This window comes from Rhodococcus sp. IEGM 1372, assembly GCF_030056835.1.
Taxonomy (GTDB): domain Bacteria; phylum Actinomycetota; class Actinomycetes; order Mycobacteriales; family Mycobacteriaceae; genus Rhodococcoides.
This window is the reverse complement of sequence record NZ_JASHKS010000001.1, coordinates 483,783-507,749: the sequence shown is the minus strand read 5'-3', so window position 1 is coordinate 507,749 and position 23,967 is coordinate 483,783. Positions and strand designations below refer to the sequence as shown.

The following is a 23,967-nucleotide window of genomic DNA, read 5'->3' as shown; positions in this document are numbered from 1 at the left end:
TTGCAGCAGGATCAGTCGTCGTCATCGTCATCCCAGTCGTCGTCGAAGTCATCGTCCCAGTCGGCAGGCGGCAGCGGCGGCGGGGGCACGAATCCGTCCGGTGCCACCGGCTGTGGCGCGGCGGTCGGCGCGGTGCTGGGCGCGGGCTCGCCCGGCTGTGGTGCACCGGGAACGGGTTGCGGAGTACCCGGGGCGGATTGCACGGGTGCGGCGGGTGCGACTATGGGTGCGGGCAACGGGGTCTGCTCGCCCGTCGATCGAGTCGTCAGCAATGCCACGACGAGCACGCCGAGCGTGAGCAGACCCAGGGCCGAGACGATGATGGTTCGCACACGGTCGAGTCTGACGACGGCGGATTGTGGCTACGTGAATCGGACATGAGAGTTCTCTCATGTCGTCCGAGGTCCCGTGCTGCTCCGAATACTTGTCGGCTGTTCGAGAGGAAATGCAATGAGGGTTCGGCAAAGGCGCGGACCGATCGCGGTCGGCGCGATCTGTGCGGTCGCGGCACTGACGGTCGCTGCCTGTTCGAGCACCGGTGGTGCTCCTCGATCGTCCGACGACGGAAGCAACGCGGGAGTGGCAAACACTCCGTCGGCGACGATCGCGATGATCACGCACGAGGTTCCCGGCGACACCTTCTGGGATCTGGTTCGAAAGGGTGCCGAGGCCGCCGCGGCCAAGGACAACATCGAACTGCGCTACTCCGCAGATCCCGAAGCGCCCAACCAGGCCAACCTCGTCCAGAGTGCGAACGACTCGAAGGTCGACGGTATCGCGGTCACGTTGGCCAAACCCGACGCGATGGCCCCCGCCGTCGAGGTAGCGACCGCCGCGGGCATACCGGTCGTCGCGTTCAATTCCGGTTACGAGTCCTGGAAGGACATGGGAGTCCAGCAGTACTTCGGCCAGGACGAGACCATCGCCGGCGAGGCCGCGGGTGCGCGGCTCACCGATGACGGTGCCCGCAAGACTCTGTGCATCATCCAGGAGCAGGGGGCGGTGGCCCTCGAGGCTCGCTGTGCCGGCGTGACGCAGGGCTTCGGAGGCACCACCGAGATCCTGAACGTCAACAGCAAGGACATGCCGTCCGTCGAGTCGACCATCACCGCCAAGCTGCAGCAGGATCCGACCATCGACCACGTCATTGCCCTCGCCGCTCCGATCGCGCTGACTGCGGTCCAGTCGAAGAACAACGCGGGCAGCGACGCCACGATCGTCACGTTCGACACCAACGCCGCACTTGTCGACGCGATCGAGTCGGGCGACGTGGCGTGGGCCATCGATCAGCAGCCCTACCTGCAGGGTTACCTGGCCGTCGACTCGCTGTGGCTCTACCTCAACAACGGCAACACGATCGGCGGCGGAACCCCGGTGCTGACCGGGCCCGCGTTCATCGACTCGACCAACATCGACGCGGTCGCCGAGTACGCCCGCAACGGCACACGCTGAGTGCGTCGCTTCGGCGCGGAAGGAAGAGCATGTCCACACAGGCCGATCCGGCTCTGTCCGAACACACCGTGATCACCGATGAGCGGATCAAGAAGCAGAAACCGTTGCAGCGGTTGCTGATTCGCCCGGAGATCGGTGCCCTGTTCGGTGCGGTCGCCATCTTCGTCTTCTTCTGCATCGTGGCACCACCGTTTCGATCACCCGAGGCTCTCGCGACCGTGCTGTACGCATCCTCGACCATCGGCATCATGGCGATCGGGGTCTCGCTGTTGATGATCGGCGGAGAATTCGACCTCTCCACCGGAGTCGCGGTGACGTTCTCGTCGATCATGGCCTCCATGCTGGCCTACAACCTGCACCTGAACGTGTGGGCGGGCTCTGCATTGGCGCTGGTGCTGGCACTGGCGGTCGGTTTCCTCAACGGATACCTCGTGATGACGACCAAGATTCCGTCGTTCCTGATCACGTTGGCGTCGTTTCTGATGCTCACCGGCATCAATCTCGCTGTCACAAAACTCGTCACCGGCCAGGTCGCCACCCCGTCCATCTCGGACATGGAGGGATTCGACTCGGCCAAGGGCTTCTTCTCGTCCTCGTTCTCGCTGCTGGGGGTCTCGGTCCGCATCACCGTCGTGTGGTGGATCGTGTTCACGCTCGGCGCGACCTGGGTGCTGATGAAGACCCGGGTCGGCAACTGGATCTTCGCCGTCGGCGGCAACCAGGAATCGGCGCGTGCCGTCGGCGTCCCGGTCACCAGGGTCAAGATCGGCCTGTTCATGTTCGTCGGCTTCTGCGCCTGGTTCGTCGGCATGCACCTGCTGTTCGCCTTCGACACCGTGCAGTCCGGCCAAGGCGTGGGCAACGAATTCCTCTACATCATTGCCGCCGTCATCGGCGGATGCCTGCTCACCGGTGGGTACGGTACGGCGGTCGGTGCGTTCATCGGAGCGTTCATCTTCGGCATGACCAATCAGGGCATCGTGTACGCAGGCTGGAACCCGGACTGGTTCAAGTTCTTCCTCGGCGCGATGCTGCTGTTCGCAGTGGTCGCGAACAGCTCCTTCCGCAACTACGCGGCGAAAAGGTGACCATGACGTCTTCTGCGAACACACCCCTGATCGAGCTGAAAGGCGTCGGTAAGAGCTACGGCAACATCATCGCGCTGCACGGGATAGACCTGCGTGTCGGTGCCGGTGAGGTCACCTGCGTCCTCGGTGACAACGGCGCAGGCAAATCCACTCTGATCAAGATCATGTCCGGTCTGCATCGCCAGTCGGAGGGGGAACTGCTCGTCGACGGCAAGGCGACAACGTTCGGCTCGCCGAAGCAGGCCGTGGAACAGGGCATATCGACGGTCTATCAGGACCTCGCGGTCGTTTCCCTGATGCCGGTGTGGCGCAACTTCTTTCTCGGCCAGGAGCTGCGCAGGGGCAAGATCTTCAAGACCCTGGACACCCATGCCATGCGCGCGAGAACCATCGACGAACTGCGCAAGATGGGTATCGATCTGCCCGACGTCGACGCCCCCATCGGCTCCCTGTCCGGCGGCCAACGTCAGTGCGTGGCGATCGCTCGCGCCATCTTCTTCGGTGCGCGGGTGCTCATTCTCGACGAGCCGACCGCCGCTCTCGGCGTCAAGCAATCCGGCATGGTTCTCCGATACATCTCCGCGGCCAGGGAGAAAGGCTTCGGCGTCGTGTTCATCACCCACAATCCTCACCACGCGTACATGGTCGGAGACCACTTCGTCCTCCTCGATCGGGGACGTCAGACGTTGGACTGCGCGCACGACGACATCTCCCTCGACGATCTCACCAAGGAAATGGCGGGCGGGGACGAACTGGAGACCCTCTCCGACGAACTGCGCCGCTGACCGGTCGGCGGTCGCGGGACCATGCGTGAGAATCGCGCGTGGCGGGTAGAAGACCGATAGCGGTGCCCGATGGAGGTGCCAGACGAAGGAGCCGAACATGAGCGAGCACGAGCCCCTCGGACCACTGTCGCCGGACTTTCTCGAATCCGATTTCTACGGGTATCAGAGCATGCTCGACGACTCCGAGATCGAGGTGGTCCTGCGTACCCGCCGGTTCCTGCAGGACGAGGTCGCGCCGAGGGCGAACGAGTTCTGGGAGAAGGCCACCTCTCCGGTGCACCTGATGCCGAAGATCGCCGAACTCGAAATCGCCGGTCTCGGTTACGGATTCGGTGATCGAAAGGCCTCGCGCAAGCTGCTCACCGGCTGGCTCGAAATGGAGTTCGCGCGGGTCGATCCGTCGACGGGAACGATGTTCAGCGTGCACAGTTCGCTGGCGATGAGCAGCATCTCGATTCTCGGCTCCGAGGAGCAGCGCGAACGGTGGTTGCCTGCCATGCGTCGAATGGAGAAGATCGGCGCGTTCGGCCTGTCCGAACCGCACGGTGGCTCCGATGTCGCGGGCGGGCTGGAGACCACCGCCCGCCTCGACGGTGATCACTGGATCCTCAACGGCAGCAAGCGGTGGATCGGCAATGCCACCTTCGCCGATCTGACCATCGTTTTCGCCAAGGACGAGGCCGACGGCGAGGTCAAGGGCTTCGTCGTGGAGCAGGGATTCGAAGGCTTCCGGGCCGAGAAGATCGAGGGCAAGTATTCGCTCCGCGCGGTGGAGAACGCCGACATCCATCTGGAGAACTGCCGGGTCCCGGTCGGCAACAAGCTAGCCGAGGCCAATTCGTTCGCCGACACCGCGAAGGTGCTTCGGCTGACGCGCGGGGGAGTGGCCTTTCAAGCCGTGGGCGTGATGATGGGCGCGTACGAGCGGGCCGTGGCGTATGCGCGCGAACGCGAACAGTTCGGATCTCCGATCGCCTCGTTCCAGCTGATCTCCGACCTGATCGCCCGCATGACGGCGAACATCACCGCCGCGCTCGGGATGGCGATTCGTGTCGCTCAGTTGCAGGACAACGGCGTCCACCACGACGAGCATGCGGCGCTCGCGAAGACGTTCTGTACGACGCGGCTGCGCGAGACGGTGGGTTGGGCCCGAGAGATCCTGGGCGGCAACGGAATTCTGATCGAGCACGACGTCATCAGATTCTTTGCCGACGCCGAGGCCCTGTACTCCTACGAGGGAACCGCGCAGATCAACAACCTGATCGTCGGCCGCGGAGTGACGGGCTTCGGCGCGTTCGTCTGACGTAGAACGTCGAAAGGCCCCTTCGCGTGTGCGAAGGGGCCTTTCGATTGCGGTGGGAGTGGTCAGCGTGCGAAGAGCAACGCTCGCTTGACTTCCTGGATCGCCTTGGTCACCTGGATGCCGCGAGGGCATGCGTCGGTGCAGTTGAAGGTGGTGCGGCAACGCCACACACCCTCGACGTCGTTGAGGATGTCCAGACGCTCGGTTGCGCCCTCGTCACGGCTGTCGAAGATGAACCGGTGTGCGTTGACGATGGCGGCCGGACCGAAGTAGCTGCCGTCGCTCCAGAACACGGGGCACGAGGTGGTGCAGCACGCGCACAGGATGCACTTGGTGGTGTCGTCGAAGCGGGCACGGTCCGCAGCGGACTGGATCCGCTCGCGGGTCGGCTCGTTGCCGGTCGTCATCAGGAACGGCTTCACGGCGCGGAACGCGTCGAAGAAGGGTTCCATGTCGACGATGAGGTCCTTCTCCACCGGCAGACCCTTGATGGGCTCGATGGTGATGTTCAGCGTCTTCGACGAGTCCTTGGGGAGCATGTCGCGCATGAGCACCTTGCAGGCGAGACGGTTGACACCGTTGATCCGCATCGCATCGCTGCCACAGACACCGTGTGCGCACGAGCGACGGAACGTCAGGGTGCCGTCCAGGTAGCCCTTCACGTACAGCAGCAGGTTGAGCAGACGGTCGGTGGCCAGTGTGGGGACCTGGAAGGTGTCCCAGCGCTGACCGTCACCGCTCTCGGGGTTGAAGCGCGCGATCTTGAGGTTGACCATCACCGCGCCCTCGGGGACGGGTGGCAGATCGGACTCGTTGGACTTCTTGTCCAGGGTGGGTGCGCTCATATCAGTACTTCCGCTCCATCGGCTCGTAGCGGGTTTGGATTACCGGCTTGTAATCCAAGCGGATCTCGGTGAGCAGACCTTCGCCCTCTTTGTAGGCCATGGTGTGCTTCATGTACTCGGCGTCGTTGCGCTCGGGGTAGTCCTCGCGAGCGTGTCCGCCGCGCGATTCCTTCCGGTTGAGTGCACCGACGACCGTGACCTCCGCCATTTCGAGCAGGAAGCCGAGTTCGATGGCCTCGAGCAGGTCGCTGTTGTAGCGCTTGCCCTTGTCCTCGACGGTGATCTTGTTGTACCGCTCCTTGAGGGCGCGGACATCCTTCAGTGCCGTCTCGAGACGCTCCTCGGTACGGAATACCGAGGCGTTGTTGTCCATCGACTGCTGCATCTCGGTACGGATGTCGGCTGCGCGCTCGTGTCCGTGGTCGGAGAGGATCAGCTCCAGCCAGTCCTGCACCATCTTCGCCGGCTCCTCGGGGAGCGGGGTGAAGTCGACCGAGTTCGCGTACTCGGCCGCCGCGATGCCGGCACGACGTCCGAAGACGTTGATGTCGAGCAGCGAGTTGGTGCCGAGACGGTTGGCACCGTGCACGGAGACGCAGGCACATTCGCCGGCCGCGTAGAGGCCGGGGACGATGTCCTCGTTGTTGCGCAGAACCTCGCCGCGGATCTTCGTGGGGATGCCGCCCATGACGTAGTGGCACGTCGGGTAGACGGGCACCGGCTCCTTGACGGGGTCGACACCGAGGTACGTGCGAGAGAACTCCATGATGTCCGGGAGCTTCTCGTCCAGAACTTCCTCGGGAATGTGCGTGACGTCGATGTAGACGTAGTCCTTGTTCGGGCCGCCACCGCGTCCTTCGAGCACCTCGAGCACCATCGAACGCGCGACGATGTCGCGGGGCGCGAGGTCCTTGATGGTCGGTGCGTAGCGCTCCATGAAGCGTTCACCCGACTCGTTGCGCAGGATGCCGCCCTCACCGCGCACGGCCTCGGAGATGAGGATGCCAAGGCCTGCGAGACCTGTCGGGTGGAACTGGTGGAACTCCATGTCCTCCAAGGGAAGACCCTTGCGGAAGATGATGCTCATGCCGTCACCGGTGAGGGTGTGGGCATTGGAGGTGGTCTTGTAGATCCGGCCCGAGCCTCCGGTGGCGAAGATGATCGACTTCGCGTGGAAGATGTGCAGCTCACCGGTGGACAGCTCGTAGGCGATGATTCCGGTCGCGACAGGACCGTCGTCGGTCTCGGTCAGACACAAGTCCAGTGCGTAGAACTCGTTGTAGAACTCGACGTCGTGCTTGACGCAGTTCTGGTAGAGCGTCTGCAGGATCATGTGGCCGGTGCGGTCGGCTGCGTAGCACGCACGACGCACGGGAGCTTTGCCGTGATCGCGGGTGTGGCCACCGAAGCGCCGCTGGTCGATCTTGCCCTCGGGTGTCCGGTTGAAGGGAAGGCCCATCTTCTCGAGGTCGAGAACCGCGTCGATGGCTTCCTTGGCCATGATCTCCACCGCGTCCTGGTCGGCGAGGTAGTCGCCGCCCTTGACGGTGTCGAACGTGTGCCACTCCCAGTTGTCTTCCTCGACATTGGCCAGGGCGGCACACATGCCACCCTGAGCTGCACCGGTGTGCGAGCGCGTGGGGTAGAGCTTGGTCAGTACGGCTGTGCGAGCACGGGGTCCGGCCTCGATCGCAGCACGCATACCGGCACCGCCTGCGCCGACGATCAGTACGTCGTAACGATGTTCCTGCATGTAAGCGTCAGTGTCCTTAGCTCGCCGTGATGTTGGGATCGAACGTGAAGATGACGTACGTGCCGACGCCCATGATGAGGATCATCGACAGCACCAGCAGCGTGGTCAGCCAGAATCGCGTCGAATCCTTGCGGGAGTAGTCCGCGATGATCGTGCGCAGGCCGTTGCCGCCGTGCAGCTGCGCCAGCCACAGCATCGTCAGGTCCCAGAACTGCCAGAACGGGCTGGCCCAACGACCGGCGACGAAAGCGAAGTTGATGCGGTGCACACCGTCGTCGAGCATCAGCATGATGAACATGTGGCCCAGGACGAGCACGACGAGTGCCAGGCCGGAGAAGCGCATGAACAGCCATGCGTAGAGCTCGAAGTTGCCCTTGCTCTGCCGCCGCGGCGAACGCGGGTTGGCCAAGCTGGCCGGACGGTCGTAGTTCGTGCCGAGGACCTTGGCCTCGGGACCCTGCGTCGACATCAGTGACCACCCGCCGTGAACATGTTGTAGAAGATTCGTCCCGCGCCGGGGATCATGACGACGAGCCAGATGACTGCGATCGCCCACAGCATCGGCTTCTGGTACTGCGGTCCCTTGGACCAGAAGTCGATCAGCATCACGCGGATGCCGTTCAACGCGTGGTACAGCACTGCCGCGACGAGGCCGATTTCCATCAGGCCGACGAGTGGGGTCTTGTAGGTCTCGATGATGGCGTCGTACGTCTCGGGGTTGACCCGAACCATCGCCGTGTCGAGGACGTGGACGAACAGAAAGAAAAAGACCAGAACGCCTGTGATGCGGTGCAGAACCCAGGACCACATGCCCGGGTCCCCGCGGTACAGAGACCGCTTGCGCTCCTTGACCGGAGCGACTTCCGTCGTGCTACTCATCGAGTGCAATGCCTCCAACGTCGTTGGTGGACGCATCGAGCCCCGGTGGCCGGTCTTGCCTGGCTCGATTTGTCGCGATTCGGCCCTAGTGCTGGTTGTACTAGCCGCTTACTGGAAACTGTAAACCCATTCGAAACACGGAACTAATTCGACTCGAGGTTCGTACGGTGCCGAAATGCGGTGTTAGGTTTGCCTTCCCAATTGATGAGCGCTCTTCGGGCCGGATCTCTGCATCAATTCAGACACCGTGATTGGATGGTTCACCATGAACGAAATCGACTGGAAGACGTTGCGCGACAATGCTCATGAGGCAATGGGCCGTGCCTACGCCCCATACTCGAACTTTCCGGTCGGTGCGGCGGCTCTGGTGGACGACAATCGGATAGTCACCGGGTGCAATGTGGAAAATGTCTCATACGGTTTGGGGCTCTGTGCGGAGTGCGGGTTGGTGTCCAACCTGCACTCGACCGGCGGCGGCAGACTCGTCGCCTTTTCCTGCTGCGATTCCAGGCGTGAAATTCTGATGCCGTGCGGGCGATGCCGACAGCTGCTGTACGAGTTCGGCGGCCCGGATCTGCTCGTCGACACCGTCTCGGGACCGGCTCGACTGGCAGAGTTGCTCCCGAATGCTTTCGGCCCCGACAACCTCGACGAAGGACGCGTGAACAACCATGCCTGACGCCGTATCCATCATCAGCGCCAAGCGAGACGGGCGCGTTCTCGACGACGAACAGATCGAATGGGTGATCGCGGAGTTCACCCGCGGATCCGTCGCGCCGGAACAGATGTCGGCTCTCGCGATGGCCGTTCTGTGGCGTGGATTGTCGCGTCGCGAGCTCGGTACGTGGACGAACGCGATGATCGCGTCGGGTACCCGAATGGACTTCTCGGCGCTGCCGCTGCCCACCGTCGACAAGCACTCGACCGGTGGTGTCGGAGACAAGATCACGCTGCCGCTGGCTCCGCTCGTCGCCGCCTGCGGGGCGGCAGTGCCGCAGCTGTCGGGTCGAGGACTCGGACATACCGGCGGAACGCTCGACAAGCTCGAGTCCATCCCCGGATGGCGAGCGGATCTGAGCGGTGAGGAGATGCATCGCATCCTGGCCGATCCGGCGATCGGTGCTGTCGTGTGCGCTGCCGGTGCCGATCTGGCTCCGGCCGACAAGAAGCTCTACGCACTGCGCGACGTGACGGGAACGGTCGAATCGATCCCGCTGATCGCCAGCTCGATCATGAGCAAGAAGATCGCCGAGGGCACAGGCGCCCTCGTGTTGGACGTCAAGGTAGGCGGCGGCGCGTTCATGAAGAACGTCGACGACGCACGCGAACTCGCGACCGCGATGGTCGAGCTCGGAACCGATGCGGGCGTGCGGACTCTGGCGGTGCTGACGGCGATGGACACCCCGCTCGGGCTCACCGCAGGCAACGCGCTCGAGGTGGAGGAGTCGGTCGAGGTTCTCGCCGGAGGTGGCCCGGCCGACATCGTCGAGCTGACGATCACATTGGCGCGCACGATGCTCACCGCAGCCGGGATCGAGGGCATCGATCCGGCCGACAAGCTCGCCGACGGTTCTGCCATGGATCGCTGGCGAACGATGATCGCCGCGCAGGGCGGCGATCCCGATGCCGCACTACCCGTCGCCCGTGAGAGCCAGGACTTCACCGCCACCGCCGACGGCGTCGTCACCGGATTGGACGCAATGGGCGTCGGGCTCGCGGCCTGGCGACTGGGCGCGGGCCGCGAGCGACAGGGTGAGCCGGTTCAGAGCGCGGCCGGTGTGCGGCTGCACGCCAAACCCGGCGATCGGGTACGTGCTGGGGATCGACTGGCGACGCTGTACACCGACACCCCCGAGCGTTTCGAGTATGCGCAGCAGGCACTCGAATCCAGTTGGGAGATAGGGGCCACGGCCTCGCAGCCGAGGCCCCTGGTGATCGACCGCATCGGCCGGTGAGGAGCTCGGGCAGTAGCGGGCCCGGTCAGATCAGGTTGCCTGCCTCCGTCAGCACGCTGCGCAGGATCTGCTCCATCTCGTCGAACTCCTTCTGACCGCAGATCAGCGGTGGTGCCAGCTGTACCACCGGGTCGCCGCGGTCGTCGGCGCGGCAGTACAGCCCGGCGTCGAACAGTGCGGTGGACAGGAAGCCGCGAAGGATGCGCTCTGCTTCGGCATCGCTGAACGTTTCCTTCGTGGCCTTGTCCTTGACCAACTCGATGCCGTAGAAGAATCCCTCGCCGCGCACGTCGCCGACGATCGGTAGGTCGTGCAGTTTCTCGAGCGTGGCACGGAACGCCGGTGCATTGTCTGCGACGTGCGCGTTGATGCCCTCGCGCTCGAAGATGTCGAGATTGGCCATGGCAACGGCGGCGGAGACGGGGTGGCCGCCGAAGGTGTATCCGTGCGCGAAGCTCGACGTGCCGTCGTCGAACGGCTCGAAGAGCTTGTCGGAGGCGATCATTGCGCCGATGGGGGAGTAGCCCGAGGTCAATCCCTTGGCGCAGGTGATGATGTCCGGTACGTAGCCGAAGTCGTTGCACGCGAACATCGATCCGATCCGGCCGAACGCACAGATCACCTCGTCCGAGACCAGGAGCACGTCGTAGCGGTCGCAGATTTCACGGACGCGCTCGAAGTATCCGGGCGGGGGAGGAAAGCAGCCCCCGGCATTCTGAACCGGCTCGAGGAACACCGCGGCCACCGAATCGGGGCCCTCGAACTCGATGGCCTCGGCGATGCGGTCCGCGGCCCAGATTCCGAATGCTTTCGGATCTGTGTCGAGGGGGGCGGGGGCGCGGTAGATGTTGGTGTTCGGCACTCGGAACGCGCCCGGCGTCAGCGGCTCGAACGGTTCCTTGAGCGCGGGGATTCCGGTGATGGCCAGCGCACCCTGCGGGGTGCCGTGGTAGGCGATCGCTCGCGAGATCACCTTGTGCTTACCGGGCTTGCCGACTTTCTTGAAGTACTGCTTGGCCAACTTCCATGCGCTCTCGACGGCCTCGCCGCCACCGGTGGTGAAGAAGACCCGGTTCAGGTCGCCGGGGGCGTAACCGGCGAGACGCTCGGCAAGTTCGATGGCCGGTTCGGTGACGTACGACCACAGTGGGAAGAACGCCAGTTCTTTGGCCTGCTTGGCTGCGGCCTCGGCCAGTTCTTCACGGCCGTGTCCCACCTGGACCACGAACAGCCCCGACAGACCGTCGATGTAGCTCTTTCCGTTGGAATCCCAGATGGTCGACCCTTCCCCGCGGGTGATGATCGGGGGAGTGACCCCTGCGCCGTGGCGGGTGAAGTGGCCCCACAGGTGCTTGGCTGCGGAAGCGTCGAGCTCGGCTGTCGTTCGTGTCATCGTGTTCCCCAATTGTATTGCTGCTTGACGAGTTTGAGATAGACCAGGGTTTCGGTGCTGGTGACGCCGTCGAGACTTCTGATCTGCTTGTTCAGGATCTGCAGGAGTTGTTCGTCGTCCTCGCACACCACTTCCACGACGACGTCGAACGACCCTGCGGTGAGGACGACGTAGTCGATCGCATCGATCGCCGACAGTTCCTCGGACAGTGCGTAACTGTCGCCGGTGCACTTGATGCCGATCATGGCCTGCCGCTTGAATCCGACCTGCACCGGATCGGTCACCGCGACGATCTGCATGACGCCGGAGTCCGTCAGGCGCTGAACTCGTTGACGGACAGCCGCTTCTGAGAGTCCGACGGCTTTGCCGATGGCGGCGTACGAGCGACGCCCGTCCTCTTGAAGTTGCTCGATGATCGCCTTGGAGACGTCGTCGAGTGCGATGGGCGGTTGCTCGGGCATGGCTCGATCTTGTCACTGTCGTGGCCGTGAACACAACCCGTCCACGATGAAAAGCGTGTCAATTGTCGATCCAAACGACAGAATCAGTTGTCGAAAGGCTCGAAACAGAGAGAATCAGTGGGTTCGCCGGTACTCTGCAGGCATGGCGAACATTCCTGGTTGTTGGATCGACGGACGCGCGGTCGACGGTGGCGGTGATCGGTACGAGGTCGACGATCCCGCGACCGGAGCTGTCGCTGCCGACGTCGGTTTGGCCACCGCCGAGGACGTCGATTCGGCTCTCTCGCATGCTCGATCGGCCTTTCCGGCATGGTCCACCGCCACCCCCGCGCACCGCAGCGCCGTGTTGATGGAACTGGCGCGTCTCGTTGCGGCCGACGCGGAGAACTTCGTGTCCGAGGAAGTGGCGCAGACCGGCAAATCGACAAGGCTGGCAACCGAATTCGATGTTCCGGGCAGCATCGACAACATCGAGTTCTTCGCCGGGGCGGCGCGGCACCTGGACGGCAAGGCTGCTGCGGAGTACTCGGGTGAGCACACCTCCGCCATCCGCCGGGACGCCGTCGGAGTGGTCGGGTCGATCACTCCGTGGAACTATCCGCTGCAGATGGCGGTGTGGAAAGCGATACCGGCGTTGGCGGCCGGGTGTTCCATCGTGCTCAAGCCCAGTGAACTCACGCCGCTGACCACCCTGCGGCTGGCGCGCTTGGCCACCGAGGCAGGCGTACCCGACGGGGTGTTCAACGTCGTCACCGGAACCGGAGTGGACGCCGGAGTCGCGCTGTCCTCCCATGCCGGACTGGACCTGATGACGTTCACCGGCTCCACTCCCGTCGGCAGGCGCGTCATGGCGCAAGCCGCCGCGCACGGCACGCGGGTGCAGCTCGAGCTCGGGGGCAAGGCGCCGCTGGTGGTGTTCGACGACGCCGACCTCGACGCAGCCATCCACGGTGCCGTCGCGGGATCGCTGATCAACGGCGGCCAGGACTGCACGGCGGCCACCCGCGCCATAGTCGCCGAATCCCTGTACGAGGACTTCGTCGCCGGAGTCGCCGAGTTGATGGGTCGCGTCGTCGTGGGAGACCCGAGGGATCCGGCAACGGACATGGGATCGTTGATCTCCGTCGCGCACCGAGATCGGGTGGCTGCGATGGTGGATCGGGCCCGCGATGCAGGTGCCAGGGTGGTGACCGGAGGCCGTGTGCCCGAGGGGCGAGGCGCTTTCTATCCGCCCACCCTGATCGCCGATGTCGGTGAGCAGGACGAGATCTATCGCGACGAGGTGTTCGGTCCGGTGCTCACGGTGTCCAAGCATCACGGGGACGACGACGCGATCCGACGTGCCAACGACACCGAGTTCGGACTCGCCGCCTCGGCGTGGACCCGCGACCTGTACCGCGCGGGCCGAGCGACGCGGGAGATCGCCGCCGGCTGTGTATGGATCAACGACCACATCCCGATCATCAGCGAGATGCCACACGGCGGATTCGGGGCCTCGGGTTTCGGCAAGGACATGTCCAGCTACTCGCTCGACGAGTACCTCACCGTCAAGCACGTCATGACCGACATCACCGGTGTGGCCCGAAAGCCCTGGCACCGAACGGTCTTCGCGTCCGTCGACGCTGCAACGCAGGGAGATGCCCGATGAACGCACCGTGGGCAACCACTCCCACCGACCGCGGCGTGACCATGGTTGCGGGCGCGGCACCGGAGTCCTACTGGCTCGATCGTCCCGAACGCCCGGAGCCACGGGCCCGGCATACCGGTTCGACTGCAGCGGATCTCGTGATCGTCGGCGGCGGATTCACCGGACTGTGGGCGGCTCTGCATGCGGCAGAGGAGAACCCGAACCGATCGATCGTGCTGCTCGAAGGCGACCGCATCGCCGAGGGTGCAACCGGACGCAACGGCGGCTTCTGTGCGGCCAGTCTGACGCACGGACTGGGCAACGGACTCGATCGCTACGCCGACGAACTACCGGAACTGCTGAGGATGGGCACCGAGACGCTCGACGCGATCTGCGCGACTGCGGACAAGTATGGGATCGACGCCGACATCGAACGCACCGGCGAGCTCGACATCGCCAATTTCGACTGGCAGGTGGACGACCTGCGGGAGCTCGGCGACGAGGGGAGGCGACTGGCGCAGCCGATGGAATACCTCGACGCCGCTGCACTGCGGTCCAGGATCATCTCGCCGATGGCGCGCGGTGCACTGTTCGACCCCGATGTCGCGATGATCGACCCCGCCAAACTCGCCTGGGGCCTGGCCGACGCGGCCGAGTCGCTCGGCGTTCGCATTCACGAGAACACTCGGGCGATGTCGATCGGCAAGTCCGGCAAAGGTATTCGAGTGAAGACGGGTTACGGCACCATCGAGGCCGGCAAGGTGCTGCTGGCCACTTCGGCATCGAAATCGTTGCGCCGCAAACTCCGTCACTGGATCGTCCCGGTGTGGGACTACGTGATCATGACCGAACCACTGACGCCGGCGCAGCTCGCCGACATCGGCTGGTCCGGCCGCGAAGGATTGGCCGACTCCGGCAACAGATTCCACTACTTCCGGTTGACGGCCGACAACCGCATCCTGTTCGGCGGGTGGGATGCGCACTACTTCTACGGTGGCGACACCGACCCACGCCGAACTCAACATCCCGAAGAGTTCGCTTTGCTCGCCGAACACCTGCTGCAGATGTTCCCGAGCCTCGAGGGAATCCGCGCCACCCACGCCTGGGGCGGATCGATCGACACGTGCTCGCGGTTCAGCGCCTTCTGGGATCTCGGCATGAACGGACGGGTGGCCTCGGTCGCCGGGTTCACCGGCCTGGGCGTCGGCGCGTCGCACTTCGGTGCCCGCACCGCCCTCGACCTTCTCGACGGCAAGGACACCGAACGAACACGCCTGAAGATGGTGCGCAGCATGCCGTTGCCGTTCCCGCCCGAGCCCCTCAAGTCGATCGGGATCAACATCACCCGCGCGGCATTCGCCCGAGCCGACCGCAACGGCGGTAAACGAGGACTGTGGCTCAAGGGCATGGACGCGCTGGGTCTGGGCTTCGACAGTTAGAGCGGCTGCGCCGCACGTGCACGGAAACTCGACCTCTGCTACGAGCTTCTGCTCACGTGCGGCGAAGCCGCTCTAATCGTGCGGAACGACGATCACCGGCACCGGGGCGGCACGCAGAATCTTCGCCGCACTCGAACCGAGGAATACCCGCTTGGGAGTCGCCAATCGACTCGAGCCGAGGAACAGCACATCGCCCGGCTTCCAATCGAGGTTGCCCATGGCCTCGTCCAGCGACGATCCATCGGCGACGATCGACTCCAGACCGTCGATATCGGGGAGAGTGCGTACGGCGAGCTCGAGATTGTCCTGCGCCGCAGCGACCTGTCGTCGACGCGTATCCAGTGAGGTCTCGTCACTCGGGGCCCCGGTCGGCTCGAGCGAGACCAGCGACACCAACCGAAGAGGCACGTGCGCGGCGCTGGCGAGAGTGATCGCGAACGGCAGCGGATTCGGGGCAGAGGCCCGGGTGGGGACGGCGACGGTGAGGTCGGTGATCGGTGCGTTCGAGAGCCGGTAGCCCCGAGGTGCAAGTGCCAGCGGAACTTCGGAGGCGTGCAGGAGCTGGCCGGCAACCGAACCGACGGAATGCCGATTCAGCAAGCCGTCGCCGGCTCCGCCGACGACGATCATGTCGGCATCGGTCTGCACCGCGAAGTCGATCAGGGCACGGGCGAACGACTCGTGCGAGAGCACGTGTGTTGTCACCTCGATGCCCGACGGCACCTGGGCGGCCGCGTCGGCCACCCAGCCCTCGGCCTTGGCCGCGAGAACTTTTCGATACGGTCCACTGCCTTCCATGACCGGTTCGTCCACGGCCATGACCAGCACGATGTCGATGGACGCGTCGAGGGCGCGGGCGAGGGCGGTGGCCAGGGCTACGCCGTCGTCGCCGCTGGGGGTGGCGAGATAGCCGACGGTGATCTTCATGAATGGGGTGTCCTTCTCTACTGGTAAGTGTCCGGAACCTTGACTTCGGTGGACGCGGTGAGTGTCTTGCCCTGGAAGAAGTCCTTGTTGCCCACGAAGCACAGCAGCATGAGCGGAATTCCGAGTACCAGCATGCCGACGCCGAGGACGAACACACCGCCGATCGGACCGTAGACGGTGTAACCGTAGTCGGGCTTGATCATGTCGACCGCGCTCTGCACGAACGCCCACGTCATCGACAGCCCGCCGAGGAGCGGAAAGATGCCGCGCATGAACAGGTTTCGGACGGACGAGAAGAGCGTGCGACGGAAATACCAGGTGCACGCGTACGCGGTGATGCCGTAGTAGAACGCGACCGCGAGCCCGAGTGATGCCACCGAATCCTGCAGCGCGTTGGCGCTGACGAAAGTGAGCACCAGATAGAACATCAGCGCCGCGGCACCCATCACGAGCGTGCCGAAGCCGGGCGTCATGTACTTGGGGTGGACGCTGGCGAATCGCTTGGGGATCGCCTCGTAAACGGCCATCGACAATGTTCCGCGGGCCGTCGGCAGGATGGTCGTCTGCGTGGAGGACAGCGCCGAGATGGAGACGGTCAGCAGTAGGAGCGACGCGACGATCGAACCCGCGACCGGATCGCCGAGAATGGTGAGCACATCGTCGACGTTGTCCGGGTTGTTCAGGCCGATGCCGGTGTCGCCGAACCCGGCGAACGACTGCACGGCGTATCCGACGAGCACGTAGGTGGCCACGAGAATGAGCGTGGTGATCACCGCGGCGCGTCCCGGAGTCTTCTCCGAATCCTTCGTTTCCTCGCCGACGGCAAGGCAGGCGTCCCACCCCCAATAGATGAAGATGCACAGGATGATGGCCTGGGCCGCGTCGGACATCGTCACTCCGGTGGGTACCAACCAGCTCCACTGGGGCGTGATGGCCTGCGGTCCTGCGGTCCCGGTGCCCACCTTGACCAGAGCAGTCACCGACACTCCGATGAGCACCCCGAACTGCACGACCAGCAACACGTTCTGCATGCGTTCGCTGATGAGGATGCCGCGAAAGCTGACATAGGTCATCGAGACGATGAAGAACGAACCGAGGGCGACCTTGGCCGCGGTCGACTCCGCCAACCCGGACAGTCCCAGGAACTCGAACAGATAGATGGCAGCGATCTCGGCGACGTTGGCCAGCACGATGATCGCCGAGACGGCCAGCCCCCACCCGGCCATCCACCCGACCCAGGGCCCGAATGCCTTGGTACCCCAGGTGAACGACGTGCCGCAGTCCGGTGTGTCACGCCCGAGTTCGCGGTAGGCGAAGGCGGTGAGCAGCATCGGAACGAAGGCGATGAGGAACATCGAGGGCGCTTTGTCGCCGACGGCCAGAACCACGTAACCGAGGGTCGCGGCGAGGCTGTAGGCCGGGGCCACCGCCGACAAGCCGATGACGATGTTGCCGACCAGCCCGAGAGCGCCGGTGTTGAGTCCTTTACCCGGAAGGGTGTTCGGCGGTTCCACAGTGGACATAGATCTCTCCGAGGTTCGAGACGACCGAGGACGTCGGAGGGGACCCGACAGAATCGGCCGCGCGTGTGTGCTGAACACTACGATTTCCGTCGCAGATCCGCTGTGTATCGACGGAATTGTTTTCATTGGAGTAACAATGCAACGAAATAGGTCGCAGAAGCGGCGAAGTTCGGGGGAATCCGCGGACTCGCCGAGTGGTGATGACAGACGCGCGTGCGTGCGAGCCGCACGCTACCGTCGTCACATGAGCACCGCGGAGAACACTCAGTCCTCGATCGGTGGCAGTGCGCCACTCGATCTCGCGTCGATCAGGACAGCTCCCAAGGCGTTGCTGCACGATCACCTCGACGGCGGACTCCGCCCGCAGACCGTGTTGGAACTGGCCGACGAATGCGGCTACGGCGATCTTCCCGCCACCGACGGCGCGGCATTGGGCGAGTGGTTCCGCGACGCCGCGGACAGCGGCTCGCTCGTGCGGTACCTCGAGACGTTCGCGCACACCGTTGCCGTGATGCAGACTCCCGAAGGACTGTTCCGGGTGGCGCAGGAATGCGCCGAGGATCTGGCCGACGACGGCGTCGTGTACGCCGAGGTGCGCTTCGCGCCGGAACAGCACCTCGAGCGCGGCTTGACTCTCGACGAGGTCGTCACCCACACGCTCGCCGGCTTCGAGGCAGGGATCTCTGCGGCCAAGGTGCGCGGTAAGAACATCACGATCGGCACCTTGCTCACCGCGATGCGGCACGCGGCGCGTTCGCGGGAGATCGCCGAACTGACGGTCCGGTTCCGTGACCGCGGCGTCGTGGGCTTCGACATCGCCGGTGCCGAAGCGGGCTTCCCTCCCAGTCGTCACCTCGACGCCTTCGAATACATGCGAGCGAGCAACGCGCACTTCACCATTCACGCGGGTGAGGCGTTCGGTCTGCCGTCGATCCAGGAAGCAGTGGCGTTCTGCGGCACCGACAGGCTCGGTCACGGTGTTCGGATCACCGACGACATCACCACCGACGCCGACGGCACACCCGAGCTCGGCCTGCTCGCCGCCTACGTCCGCGACACACGGATGCCCCTGGAACTGTGCCCGAGCTCGAACGTCCAGACCGGTGCCGTCGAGTCGTTGGCGACCCACCCGTTCGATCTGCTTGCCCGATTGCGATTCCGGGTCACCGTCAACACCGACAACCGCTTGATGAGCGATACGTCGATGAGTCGAGAGATGGTCAAGCTCGTCGAGACGTTCGGTTACGGGTGGAGTGACCTCGAGCGATTCACCATCAACGCGATGAAGTCGGCGTTCCTGCCGTTCGACGAGCGGCTGGCGCTGATCGACGACGTCATCAAGCCGGGGTACGCGGTGCTGATCGGCTGATCGACCAGACCCGGGGGCCGGCTACTTCTTGCGCAGTCGACTCTCGAACTCGCGCTCGAGGGCGCGCCACGCTTCGGCCTCGACGTCGAACGGTGCGCTCGGCGCGAGCCGGTCGGGACTGGGCTCGAGAGCGTACGAGACGTACCAGCCCAGTGGCGTGGACGTGGCGAGTGCTTCGTCGACGGAAGCGTCACCGGCGAAATCTGCGGCGTCCGTGAACAATTCGACGGCCAGATCCAACTGTTCGACGTCCACCGCGGTGGGCCCTTCGGCGAGATCGTCGGCCAGGCCGGGCAGGACGTACACGTTGTCGTCGGTGATCTCGATGTCGAGGGAGCCGTCGATGGCTGCGGTCTGAACATCGGAGTAGGTGCTGACCTGTGCCAGATCGTGATCGTGGTCGTCGGCCAGGTAGCGGGCCAACGAACGCTCGGAACCGAAGACGCTGATGGCACCGCCGCGACCGAGGAACACCGGCTTGTCGCCGAGGTAGCACCGCAGGGTGTAGAGCGTGTCGTCCGAGGTGATGATGCGAATCGGGTCGATGCCGACGGTGGTCCAGAACGTATCTTCGGCCGCGGCTGCGGCGATCGGATCGCGATCCACCTCGGCGGAGTCGTCGTCTTCGTCGTCGTCGTCCGAATCGGAGTCGATGTCGTCCGTGACGTCATCGGCGTCGACGGCGTTCTCAGCGGCTGCGGTGATCTCGGCTTCGGCGACGGCAACGGCAGCGGAGTCGACATCGGGGGAGGTGACGATGGAGTCGACAGCGTCGAGCACGTCGTCCCAGTGCTTGGCGACCGCTGCACCGATGCGGTCCCACAGTTCACCGCCCTCGCGACCGAGGAAGTTCTCGACGCCTCCGCCGACTGCCCCGACGAAAGGGTTGGATCCGAAAAAGCTTGTGACCGGACGCAGTTCGCAGACATCGCCGATGGACGAGACGATGTCGAAGGTGGCCTGCAGTTCGGCGAGAACGTCGGCTTCGGGATCGGACGCCACCAACTCCGGCACGGCCACCAGATCGAAGCGGTGCAGATCGTCGGGCTCGAGTTCGTGTGCGGCGAGTGCGGAGACCACCTTCCACGACGGATGGTCGACGAGGTCGTTGTCGTCGTCGGACCTGACGAATGCCGCGAGCTCTGCGACGGTCGAGAATCCGTACAGGTCTTCCTCGTGTCCGAGGAATGCCTCCCACTCGTCGTCGCCTTCTCGCCACTCCGGTGCCCACAGTGTCGAGAAGTCACCGGCGGTGAGACCGAGTTCGATCGGGATGATGTCTCCAGCCATGGCGCGAAGCCTATCTCAGGAGTCTGTGAACGAACCCTGCAGACTTTGCAGGATCACCTCGCGCTGGTCGAGCGCCGCACGTGCAGCGTCGGCAGCGACGACGGTGATCGTCGACGCGAGTGCATGAGCGGCAACCGATCCGAGGTTCTCGGCGAGTTCGAGTTCGACCACGGCGCCGGACCCATCGACGACGACGGTCACCAGATAGTCCGGCGAGGTGAGTCGAATTCTGATGCGGTCCAGTCGCTCGTGCGTTTCGCGAAGTGCATCCAGCCGGTGCAGGGCGCTGCCGACCAGAGCGTCGAGTTCGGTGGTGTGGGCGTGGGTCATACCTGCTTCAACCAACTCGTGGGTGCGGCGTCCTCTGCGAGATGCTCGTTCGCCTCGGCGGCGACTCGGGCACTGGTAGGCAGACCGAGACGATTCAGAACATCGGAGGGAACGCCGTCCTCGGCGAGGAGGGTGCGGCGCTGAGCTCGTGCGGCCGCACTCGCCCGTACACAGTGCTCGAGAATCGTCGACGCCAAAGCGCCTCCGCCGTAGCGCAGTTCGCGTTCGTCGATCGCGATCCCGATCGGCAGTCCGTGTTCGGTGGCGCGCACCGTCACCGATCCCGATCGTGTTCCCGATACGGCGCTGACGACGGTGATGTCCGAGTCCGTCACTGGCCGGCCCTTCATTCGGTCGGACGGTAGAAGCCCTTGAAGCCCATACCGCTGTTGGTCGTTCTGATCGGCCCCACCTGCACCGGGTCGCCTGCCTCGACGAGCTGACCGTTGCCGATCACCATGGCCACGTGTCCGTCCCAGACGGCCAGGTCACCGGGCATCACCTGACCCGGTGCCACGGCGGAGCCGATGTCCTGTTCCTGTGCCAGACGCGGGATCTCGACGCCCTGCTGTGCGTACGCCCACTGGGTCAATCCGCTGCAGTCGAGTCCGCTGCCCGGCGTGGTGCCGCCCCACGCGTAGGGCACGCCCTGTTGGGTCAGTGCGCTACGGACGGCACCTGCGGCTTCGGCGTTGGGTGCGGTGACGGTACTGCCGTCCGGTAGCCGGATCTCGACTCCCCGGCCGGTGCTGTCGGGGGTTCGGTAGGGATCGGTGCCCGGATTGCCCAGGTAGTTGTGTGCACCGCCGCCACCGACACCGCTGCTCGGTGGCTCGCCCCCGGCGGGCGGGGAGGACACGGACTGCGCGAACGTCTTCGCCAGCTTCTCGCCTGCTTCGATCACCTGTGATGTCGCGGGCGAGGTCATGAGATTCGAGGGTGAGCCGGGGGACGATGTCGGTCCGCCGCCGACGGGGCCGGGAACTGTCGGGGGAGCGGCCAGTTCGCCGACTTTCGCGGTGTGGACGGCCAACTCGCCCCGCACGCGCGCCACGACCACGAGCGCTCGTTCGAGGTGTTCGATGGCCGCCGTGATCAGCATGGTCTGCCCCGGCGGGGTGGCGATGATCGGTCCGGCCGACAGTGCGATTCCCACGAACGAGTGCACGATCGACTGCAGTTCGAGAAAGCCTCGATTGGTGTCGCGGCAGGCCTGGTCGACCACGGCAGCGATGTCGTCGGCGTGGTCGGCGAGGGCAAGTGCGCTCGTATGAGCGTTCTCGGCGTACCGAATGGCCGCGTCGGCGGCGTCACCGTTCCAGTTCGCCGCGAGCTCGGTGATCGCGACCCTGCCGATTCCTTGCGCTGCCTCGATCGCTGCCGAGGACACACGCAGTACGTCGGCAGGACCGCCGGTGGGGAGCGCCCCGTTGCCGAAGGCTCCGAGCAGATCGACGATGGGACGGGCCAGCAGATCGATCATCGGCGCTTACCGCTCGTCCTGTGCGATACCGGCGGCCGAGGCCGCGGTGGTATCAGCGGCCGAGGCCGCAAGGGTTGCGCCGGTGCCGGCATCGGTGAGGGCGTAGGACACCGCGGATGCGGTGGCCGCGGAACCGATGCTCGCCACCGTGCTCGCCAGGCGTACGACGGCGTCAGTGTGCGCCAGATGGGTGCCGGTGACCGCACCGAGAAATTCCTGTCCGATCAGACCGAAGACCGGAGCCAGCACCGCTGGGCCGCACGCGGCGGCGGCAGCACTTGCCGCGGCGATCTGCTCGGCCATGGTCGACGCCACCGCACCGTACGCGAGGACCCCCTCGGTTTCGACGACGAGCTCGGCCATCAGTGCCCCCCTGAGAATGCGATCGATTCACGGTCGCCGAGTGCGACGCCCAACTGGTTCGACGCGGGTACGTGCCATTCGGTTCCCCCGAGTTGCCGTTCGCGTCCTGCCGCCCAGGTCCTATCCTTGTCGGCATGGAAACACACGTGGTCGATCACCCACTGGCCGCAGCCCTGCTCACCACGATGCGGGACGAGCGCAGCGACAATGCCACGTTCCGGTCGGCTCTGCGTCAGCTCACTCACATGCTGGTTTACGAGGCCACTCGCGACGCTGCGATCGACACCTTCGAGGTACGTACGCCCGTCGCGGTCACCGAGGGCACCAGGCTGGCGCGACCGCCGTTGCTGGTCCCGGTTCTGCGCGCAGGCCTCGGCATGGTCGAGAAGGCCAGCAGCCTCATCCCGCAGTCCCGCGTCGGTTTCGTCGGAATGGCCCGAGACGAGGAAACCCACCAGCCCGTCCCGTACATGGAATCCCTTCCCGACGACCTGTCGCAGACGCCCGTCTACGTGCTGGACCCGATGCTCGCCACCGGCGGATCCATGGTCCACACGATCGAACTGCTCGTCGGCCGCGGTGCGGCGGACGTGACCGCCATCTGCGTCGTGGCCGCTCCCGAAGGAGTTGCCGCGCTCGAAGCCTCGGGACTACCGGTGCGACTGGTGGCAGCGAGCATCGACGACGGCCTCAACGACAACGCCTTCATCGTTCCCGGCCTCGGTGACGCGGGCGATCGTCAGTTCGGTCCGCGCTGACTCCCTCTGTCGCAGGTCGATTGGTTCTCGGCGTCTCCTGGCCCTCGGAGGCGTCACCTGCACCGCGACCGAGATTGCGGGTGCTCGACGTCGACACCGAGCAGATCGAGTTCCACGAACTGGTCGGCCGCAGGCTCGGTTTCCGTGCGCCGGGTGCTTCGACCGATCGGTACTGCACCGGGCGCATGGCATTTCGGGCCGACGGCCCGCCGCGGTACGTGCCGTGCCCCGGTCGGGAGCGGGCCGTCGCGTCGGGACAGTGCGCGACGTGCGCCGACAAGGACAGCTTTCGATTCGTGCACACCGTGCATCGCAGCGGATTCGTCTCGCGCGATCTGGAAAAACATGTGATGCAACCGCATTGGCTGTACCTTGCGGCGTTCGCCAACGGCACCTTCAAGATCGGGACGGCGGCGGACACGCGCAAATGGGGTCGGCTCGCCGAGCAGGGTGCCATCTGCGCGCAGTACGTCGCCCATGCCGACGACGGCAAGGCCGTCCGGGTGGCCGAGGACCTCGTGACCGAATCGATGGGGCTACGGCAGGCCGTGCGGTCCGCGGCGAAAGCCGCGTCGCTGTGTCTGCCGATCGACGTGGACAGGCTGGAGGCCGCCGTCGCCGTCCGGGCCCAGCAGGTCCGCGAGATGCTGACCGAGGCCGGCGTCGCCGGATGCACCCCGATCGACGAACCATGGGTCCCGCCCGCAGGCCGGGAGGCATTGAGCGAGAAGGTCAGCCGCGTCGCCTACCCCGCGGATGTCGCAACCGGTTCCCACGGACTCGAGATCAGGACATGCGTCGGGCAGGCGGTGATCGCGACCGTCGACGACGAGACCTACGTCGTGGATCTTGCGCCGTTGAAGGGTCGGCGAATCGAACTCGGGGCCTTCACGTCCGATCTGCCTGCGGTGCAGTCGGCGCTGTTCTGACGTTCGGGTCGTCGA

25 protein-coding genes are annotated in these 23,967 nt (G+C 65.0%); 11 read left to right on the top strand and 14 right to left on the bottom strand.

Annotated elements, in window-relative coordinates; genetic code table 11:
• Nucleotides 1-11: 11 nt before the first annotated feature.
• Nucleotides 12-332 carry a hypothetical protein gene (locus QM590_RS02420; RefSeq protein WP_068051693.1) on the bottom strand — a complete coding sequence of 107 codons (321 nt, stop codon included), beginning with the start codon at nucleotides 330-332 and terminating at the stop codon, nucleotides 12-14.
• Between the two features lie 118 nt (nucleotides 333-450).
• Here QM590_RS02420 and QM590_RS02415 point away from each other — a divergent pair, with 118 nt between their 5' ends.
• The 4 genes from QM590_RS02415 to QM590_RS02400 all read left to right on the top strand — a co-directional run bounded on the left by QM590_RS02415 (nucleotide 451) and on the right by QM590_RS02400 (nucleotide 4,628).
• A complete protein-coding gene (locus QM590_RS02415; protein ID WP_269593448.1) occupies nucleotides 451-1,452 on the top strand; it encodes a substrate-binding domain-containing protein in 1,002 nt (333 codons plus the stop codon).
• 29 nt (nucleotides 1,453-1,481) lie between these two features.
• Complete coding sequence (locus QM590_RS02410) at nucleotides 1,482-2,540, top strand: ABC transporter permease (protein ID WP_269593449.1); 1,059 nt, start codon at nucleotides 1,482-1,484, stop codon at nucleotides 2,538-2,540.
• A gap of 2 nt (nucleotides 2,541-2,542) precedes the next feature.
• Complete coding sequence (locus tag QM590_RS02405; RefSeq protein WP_269593450.1) at nucleotides 2,543-3,325, top strand: ATP-binding cassette domain-containing protein; 783 nt, start codon at nucleotides 2,543-2,545, stop codon at nucleotides 3,323-3,325.
• 97 nt (nucleotides 3,326-3,422) lie between these two features.
• Nucleotides 3,423-4,628 (top strand): acyl-CoA dehydrogenase family protein, encoded by a 1,206-nt coding sequence (locus QM590_RS02400; RefSeq protein ID WP_269593451.1) that lies wholly within the window; start codon nucleotides 3,423-3,425, stop codon nucleotides 4,626-4,628.
• A gap of 62 nt (nucleotides 4,629-4,690) precedes the next feature.
• Here the strand turns inward: QM590_RS02400 and QM590_RS02395 are convergent, their stop codons facing one another.
• From QM590_RS02395 to sdhC, 4 genes are read right to left on the bottom strand one after another with little or no spacing between them, the layout of a single operon-like run.
• On the bottom strand, nucleotides 4,691-5,473 hold the full coding sequence (locus QM590_RS02395; RefSeq protein WP_008718029.1) for a succinate dehydrogenase iron-sulfur subunit: 783 nt from the start codon (nucleotides 5,471-5,473) through the stop codon (nucleotides 4,691-4,693).
• Between the two features lies 1 nt (nucleotide 5,474).
• Entirely contained in the window at nucleotides 5,475-7,226 is a 1,752-nt protein-coding gene (sdhA, locus tag QM590_RS02390; RefSeq protein WP_269593452.1) for a succinate dehydrogenase flavoprotein subunit, read from the bottom strand.
• Between the two features lie 16 nt (nucleotides 7,227-7,242).
• Complete coding sequence (locus QM590_RS02385; RefSeq protein ID WP_032397462.1) at nucleotides 7,243-7,695, bottom strand: succinate dehydrogenase hydrophobic membrane anchor subunit; 453 nt, start codon at nucleotides 7,693-7,695, stop codon at nucleotides 7,243-7,245.
• On the bottom strand, nucleotides 7,695-8,105 hold the full coding sequence (gene sdhC / locus QM590_RS02380) for a succinate dehydrogenase, cytochrome b556 subunit (RefSeq protein WP_082898767.1): 411 nt from the start codon (nucleotides 8,103-8,105) through the stop codon (nucleotides 7,695-7,697). The genes QM590_RS02385 and sdhC overlap by 1 nt, the downstream gene beginning before the upstream one ends.
• A 265-nt stretch (nucleotides 8,106-8,370) precedes the next feature.
• Between sdhC and QM590_RS02375 the strand changes: the two genes are divergently transcribed.
• Nucleotides 8,371-8,784, top strand: a complete 414-nt coding sequence (locus tag QM590_RS02375) for a cytidine deaminase (RefSeq protein WP_037188964.1) — start codon at nucleotides 8,371-8,373, stop codon at nucleotides 8,782-8,784.
• Nucleotides 8,777-10,060, top strand: coding sequence for a thymidine phosphorylase (locus QM590_RS02370; RefSeq protein ID WP_269593453.1), 1,284 nt, complete (start codon nucleotides 8,777-8,779; stop codon nucleotides 10,058-10,060). Before QM590_RS02375 ends, QM590_RS02370 begins: the two co-directional genes overlap by 8 nt.
• A 25-nt stretch (nucleotides 10,061-10,085) precedes the next feature.
• On the opposite strand, the gene QM590_RS02365 is transcribed toward QM590_RS02370, so the two are convergent.
• Nucleotides 10,086-11,453 carry an aspartate aminotransferase family protein gene (locus tag QM590_RS02365; protein ID WP_068051664.1) on the bottom strand — a complete coding sequence of 456 codons (1,368 nt, stop codon included), beginning with the start codon at nucleotides 11,451-11,453 and terminating at the stop codon, nucleotides 10,086-10,088.
• Nucleotides 11,450-11,914: an Lrp/AsnC family transcriptional regulator gene (locus tag QM590_RS02360; protein WP_032376836.1), complete on the bottom strand. Its 465-nt coding sequence runs from the start codon at nucleotides 11,912-11,914 to the stop codon at nucleotides 11,450-11,452. The genes QM590_RS02365 and QM590_RS02360 overlap by 4 nt, the downstream gene beginning before the upstream one ends.
• A gap of 142 nt (nucleotides 11,915-12,056) precedes the next feature.
• Between QM590_RS02360 and QM590_RS02355 the strand changes: the two genes are divergently transcribed.
• The gene (locus QM590_RS02355) at nucleotides 12,057-13,562 is read left to right on the top strand and encodes a gamma-aminobutyraldehyde dehydrogenase (RefSeq protein ID WP_269593454.1); all 1,506 of its coding nucleotides are present in this window, start codon (nucleotides 12,057-12,059) and stop codon (nucleotides 13,560-13,562) included.
• Nucleotides 13,559-14,980, top strand: coding sequence for an NAD(P)/FAD-dependent oxidoreductase (locus tag QM590_RS02350; RefSeq protein ID WP_269593455.1), 1,422 nt, complete (start codon nucleotides 13,559-13,561; stop codon nucleotides 14,978-14,980). The genes QM590_RS02355 and QM590_RS02350 overlap by 4 nt, the downstream gene beginning before the upstream one ends.
• Nucleotides 14,981-15,052: 72 nt before the next feature.
• On the opposite strand, the gene QM590_RS02345 is transcribed toward QM590_RS02350, so the two are convergent.
• Nucleotides 15,053-15,907, bottom strand: a complete 855-nt coding sequence (locus QM590_RS02345; RefSeq protein WP_094668686.1) for a universal stress protein — start codon at nucleotides 15,905-15,907, stop codon at nucleotides 15,053-15,055.
• Between the two features lie 17 nt (nucleotides 15,908-15,924).
• Nucleotides 15,925-17,430, bottom strand: coding sequence for an APC family permease (locus QM590_RS02340; protein ID WP_269593456.1), 1,506 nt, complete (start codon nucleotides 17,428-17,430; stop codon nucleotides 15,925-15,927).
• Between the two features lie 244 nt (nucleotides 17,431-17,674).
• On the opposite strand from QM590_RS02340, the gene QM590_RS02335 reads away from it, so the two are divergent.
• Nucleotides 17,675-18,799, top strand: coding sequence for an adenosine deaminase (locus tag QM590_RS02335; RefSeq protein ID WP_269593457.1), 1,125 nt, complete (start codon nucleotides 17,675-17,677; stop codon nucleotides 18,797-18,799).
• 21 nt (nucleotides 18,800-18,820) lie between these two features.
• Here the strand turns inward: QM590_RS02335 and QM590_RS02330 are convergent, their stop codons facing one another.
• Genes QM590_RS02330 through QM590_RS02310 form a run of 5 tightly spaced genes read right to left on the bottom strand, consistent with a single transcriptional unit; the run spans nucleotide 18,821 to nucleotide 22,265 of the window.
• On the bottom strand, nucleotides 18,821-20,089 hold the full coding sequence (locus QM590_RS02330; protein WP_269593458.1) for a SatS C-terminal domain-containing protein: 1,269 nt from the start codon (nucleotides 20,087-20,089) through the stop codon (nucleotides 18,821-18,823).
• Between the two features lie 15 nt (nucleotides 20,090-20,104).
• Nucleotides 20,105-20,419 carry a YbaB/EbfC family nucleoid-associated protein gene (locus QM590_RS02325; protein WP_269593459.1) on the bottom strand — a complete coding sequence of 105 codons (315 nt, stop codon included), beginning with the start codon at nucleotides 20,417-20,419 and terminating at the stop codon, nucleotides 20,105-20,107.
• Complete coding sequence (locus QM590_RS02320; RefSeq protein WP_269593460.1) at nucleotides 20,416-20,769, bottom strand: hypothetical protein; 354 nt, start codon at nucleotides 20,767-20,769, stop codon at nucleotides 20,416-20,418. Before QM590_RS02320 ends, QM590_RS02325 begins: the two co-directional genes overlap by 4 nt.
• Entirely contained in the window at nucleotides 20,766-21,902 is a 1,137-nt protein-coding gene (locus QM590_RS02315) for a C40 family peptidase (protein WP_269593461.1), read from the bottom strand. Before QM590_RS02315 ends, QM590_RS02320 begins: the two co-directional genes overlap by 4 nt.
• 6 nt (nucleotides 21,903-21,908) lie before the next feature.
• Complete coding sequence (locus tag QM590_RS02310) at nucleotides 21,909-22,265, bottom strand: type VII secretion target (protein WP_269593462.1); 357 nt, start codon at nucleotides 22,263-22,265, stop codon at nucleotides 21,909-21,911.
• A gap of 134 nt (nucleotides 22,266-22,399) precedes the next feature.
• On the opposite strand from QM590_RS02310, the gene upp reads away from it, so the two are divergent.
• Together upp and QM590_RS02300 are read left to right on the top strand one after the other, a co-directional pair.
• On the top strand, nucleotides 22,400-23,023 hold the full coding sequence (upp, locus tag QM590_RS02305; protein WP_037188128.1) for a uracil phosphoribosyltransferase: 624 nt from the start codon (nucleotides 22,400-22,402) through the stop codon (nucleotides 23,021-23,023).
• Between the two features lie 80 nt (nucleotides 23,024-23,103).
• Nucleotides 23,104-23,952: a DUF2797 domain-containing protein gene (locus tag QM590_RS02300; protein ID WP_262498292.1), complete on the top strand. Its 849-nt coding sequence runs from the start codon at nucleotides 23,104-23,106 to the stop codon at nucleotides 23,950-23,952.
• The last annotated feature ends 15 nt before the right edge of the window (nucleotides 23,953-23,967 follow it).

What these genes read in the sequence shown, in the direction of transcription:
- QM590_RS02415 (WP_269593448.1), top strand. Translation starts at nt 451, where the DNA reads ATGAGGGTTCGGCAAAGGCGCGGACCGATCGCGGTCGGCGCGATCTGT.
- QM590_RS02410 (WP_269593449.1), top strand. Translation starts at nt 1,482, where the DNA reads ATGTCCACACAGGCCGATCCGGCTCTGTCCGAACACACCGTGATCACC.
- QM590_RS02405 (WP_269593450.1), top strand. Translation starts at nt 2,543, where the DNA reads ATGACGTCTTCTGCGAACACACCCCTGATCGAGCTGAAAGGCGTCGGT.
- QM590_RS02400 (WP_269593451.1), top strand. Translation starts at nt 3,423, where the DNA reads ATGAGCGAGCACGAGCCCCTCGGACCACTGTCGCCGGACTTTCTCGAA.
- QM590_RS02395 (WP_008718029.1), bottom strand. Translation starts at nt 5,473, where the DNA reads ATGAGCGCACCCACCCTGGACAAGAAGTCCAACGAGTCCGATCTGCCA.
- sdhA (WP_269593452.1), bottom strand. Translation starts at nt 7,226, where the DNA reads ATGCAGGAACATCGTTACGACGTACTGATCGTCGGCGCAGGCGGTGCC.
- QM590_RS02385 (WP_032397462.1), bottom strand. Translation starts at nt 7,695, where the DNA reads ATGTCGACGCAGGGTCCCGAGGCCAAGGTCCTCGGCACGAACTACGAC.
- sdhC (WP_082898767.1), bottom strand. Translation starts at nt 8,105, where the DNA reads ATGAGTAGCACGACGGAAGTCGCTCCGGTCAAGGAGCGCAAGCGGTCT.
- QM590_RS02375 (WP_037188964.1), top strand. Translation starts at nt 8,371, where the DNA reads ATGAACGAAATCGACTGGAAGACGTTGCGCGACAATGCTCATGAGGCA.
- QM590_RS02370 (WP_269593453.1), top strand. Translation starts at nt 8,777, where the DNA reads ATGCCTGACGCCGTATCCATCATCAGCGCCAAGCGAGACGGGCGCGTT.
- QM590_RS02365 (WP_068051664.1), bottom strand. Translation starts at nt 11,453, where the DNA reads ATGACACGAACGACAGCCGAGCTCGACGCTTCCGCAGCCAAGCACCTG.
- QM590_RS02360 (WP_032376836.1), bottom strand. Translation starts at nt 11,914, where the DNA reads ATGCCCGAGCAACCGCCCATCGCACTCGACGACGTCTCCAAGGCGATC.
- QM590_RS02355 (WP_269593454.1), top strand. Translation starts at nt 12,057, where the DNA reads ATGGCGAACATTCCTGGTTGTTGGATCGACGGACGCGCGGTCGACGGT.
- QM590_RS02350 (WP_269593455.1), top strand. Translation starts at nt 13,559, where the DNA reads ATGAACGCACCGTGGGCAACCACTCCCACCGACCGCGGCGTGACCATG.
- QM590_RS02345 (WP_094668686.1), bottom strand. Translation starts at nt 15,907, where the DNA reads ATGAAGATCACCGTCGGCTATCTCGCCACCCCCAGCGGCGACGACGGC.
- QM590_RS02340 (WP_269593456.1), bottom strand. Translation starts at nt 17,430, where the DNA reads ATGTCCACTGTGGAACCGCCGAACACCCTTCCGGGTAAAGGACTCAAC.
- QM590_RS02335 (WP_269593457.1), top strand. Translation starts at nt 17,675, where the DNA reads ATGAGCACCGCGGAGAACACTCAGTCCTCGATCGGTGGCAGTGCGCCA.
- QM590_RS02330 (WP_269593458.1), bottom strand. Translation starts at nt 20,089, where the DNA reads ATGGCTGGAGACATCATCCCGATCGAACTCGGTCTCACCGCCGGTGAC.
- QM590_RS02325 (WP_269593459.1), bottom strand. Translation starts at nt 20,419, where the DNA reads ATGACCCACGCCCACACCACCGAACTCGACGCTCTGGTCGGCAGCGCC.
- QM590_RS02320 (WP_269593460.1), bottom strand. Translation starts at nt 20,769, where the DNA reads ATGAAGGGCCGGCCAGTGACGGACTCGGACATCACCGTCGTCAGCGCC.
- QM590_RS02315 (WP_269593461.1), bottom strand. Translation starts at nt 21,902, where the DNA reads ATGATCGATCTGCTGGCCCGTCCCATCGTCGATCTGCTCGGAGCCTTC.
- QM590_RS02310 (WP_269593462.1), bottom strand. Translation starts at nt 22,265, where the DNA reads ATGGCCGAGCTCGTCGTCGAAACCGAGGGGGTCCTCGCGTACGGTGCG.
- upp (WP_037188128.1), top strand. Translation starts at nt 22,400, where the DNA reads ATGGAAACACACGTGGTCGATCACCCACTGGCCGCAGCCCTGCTCACC.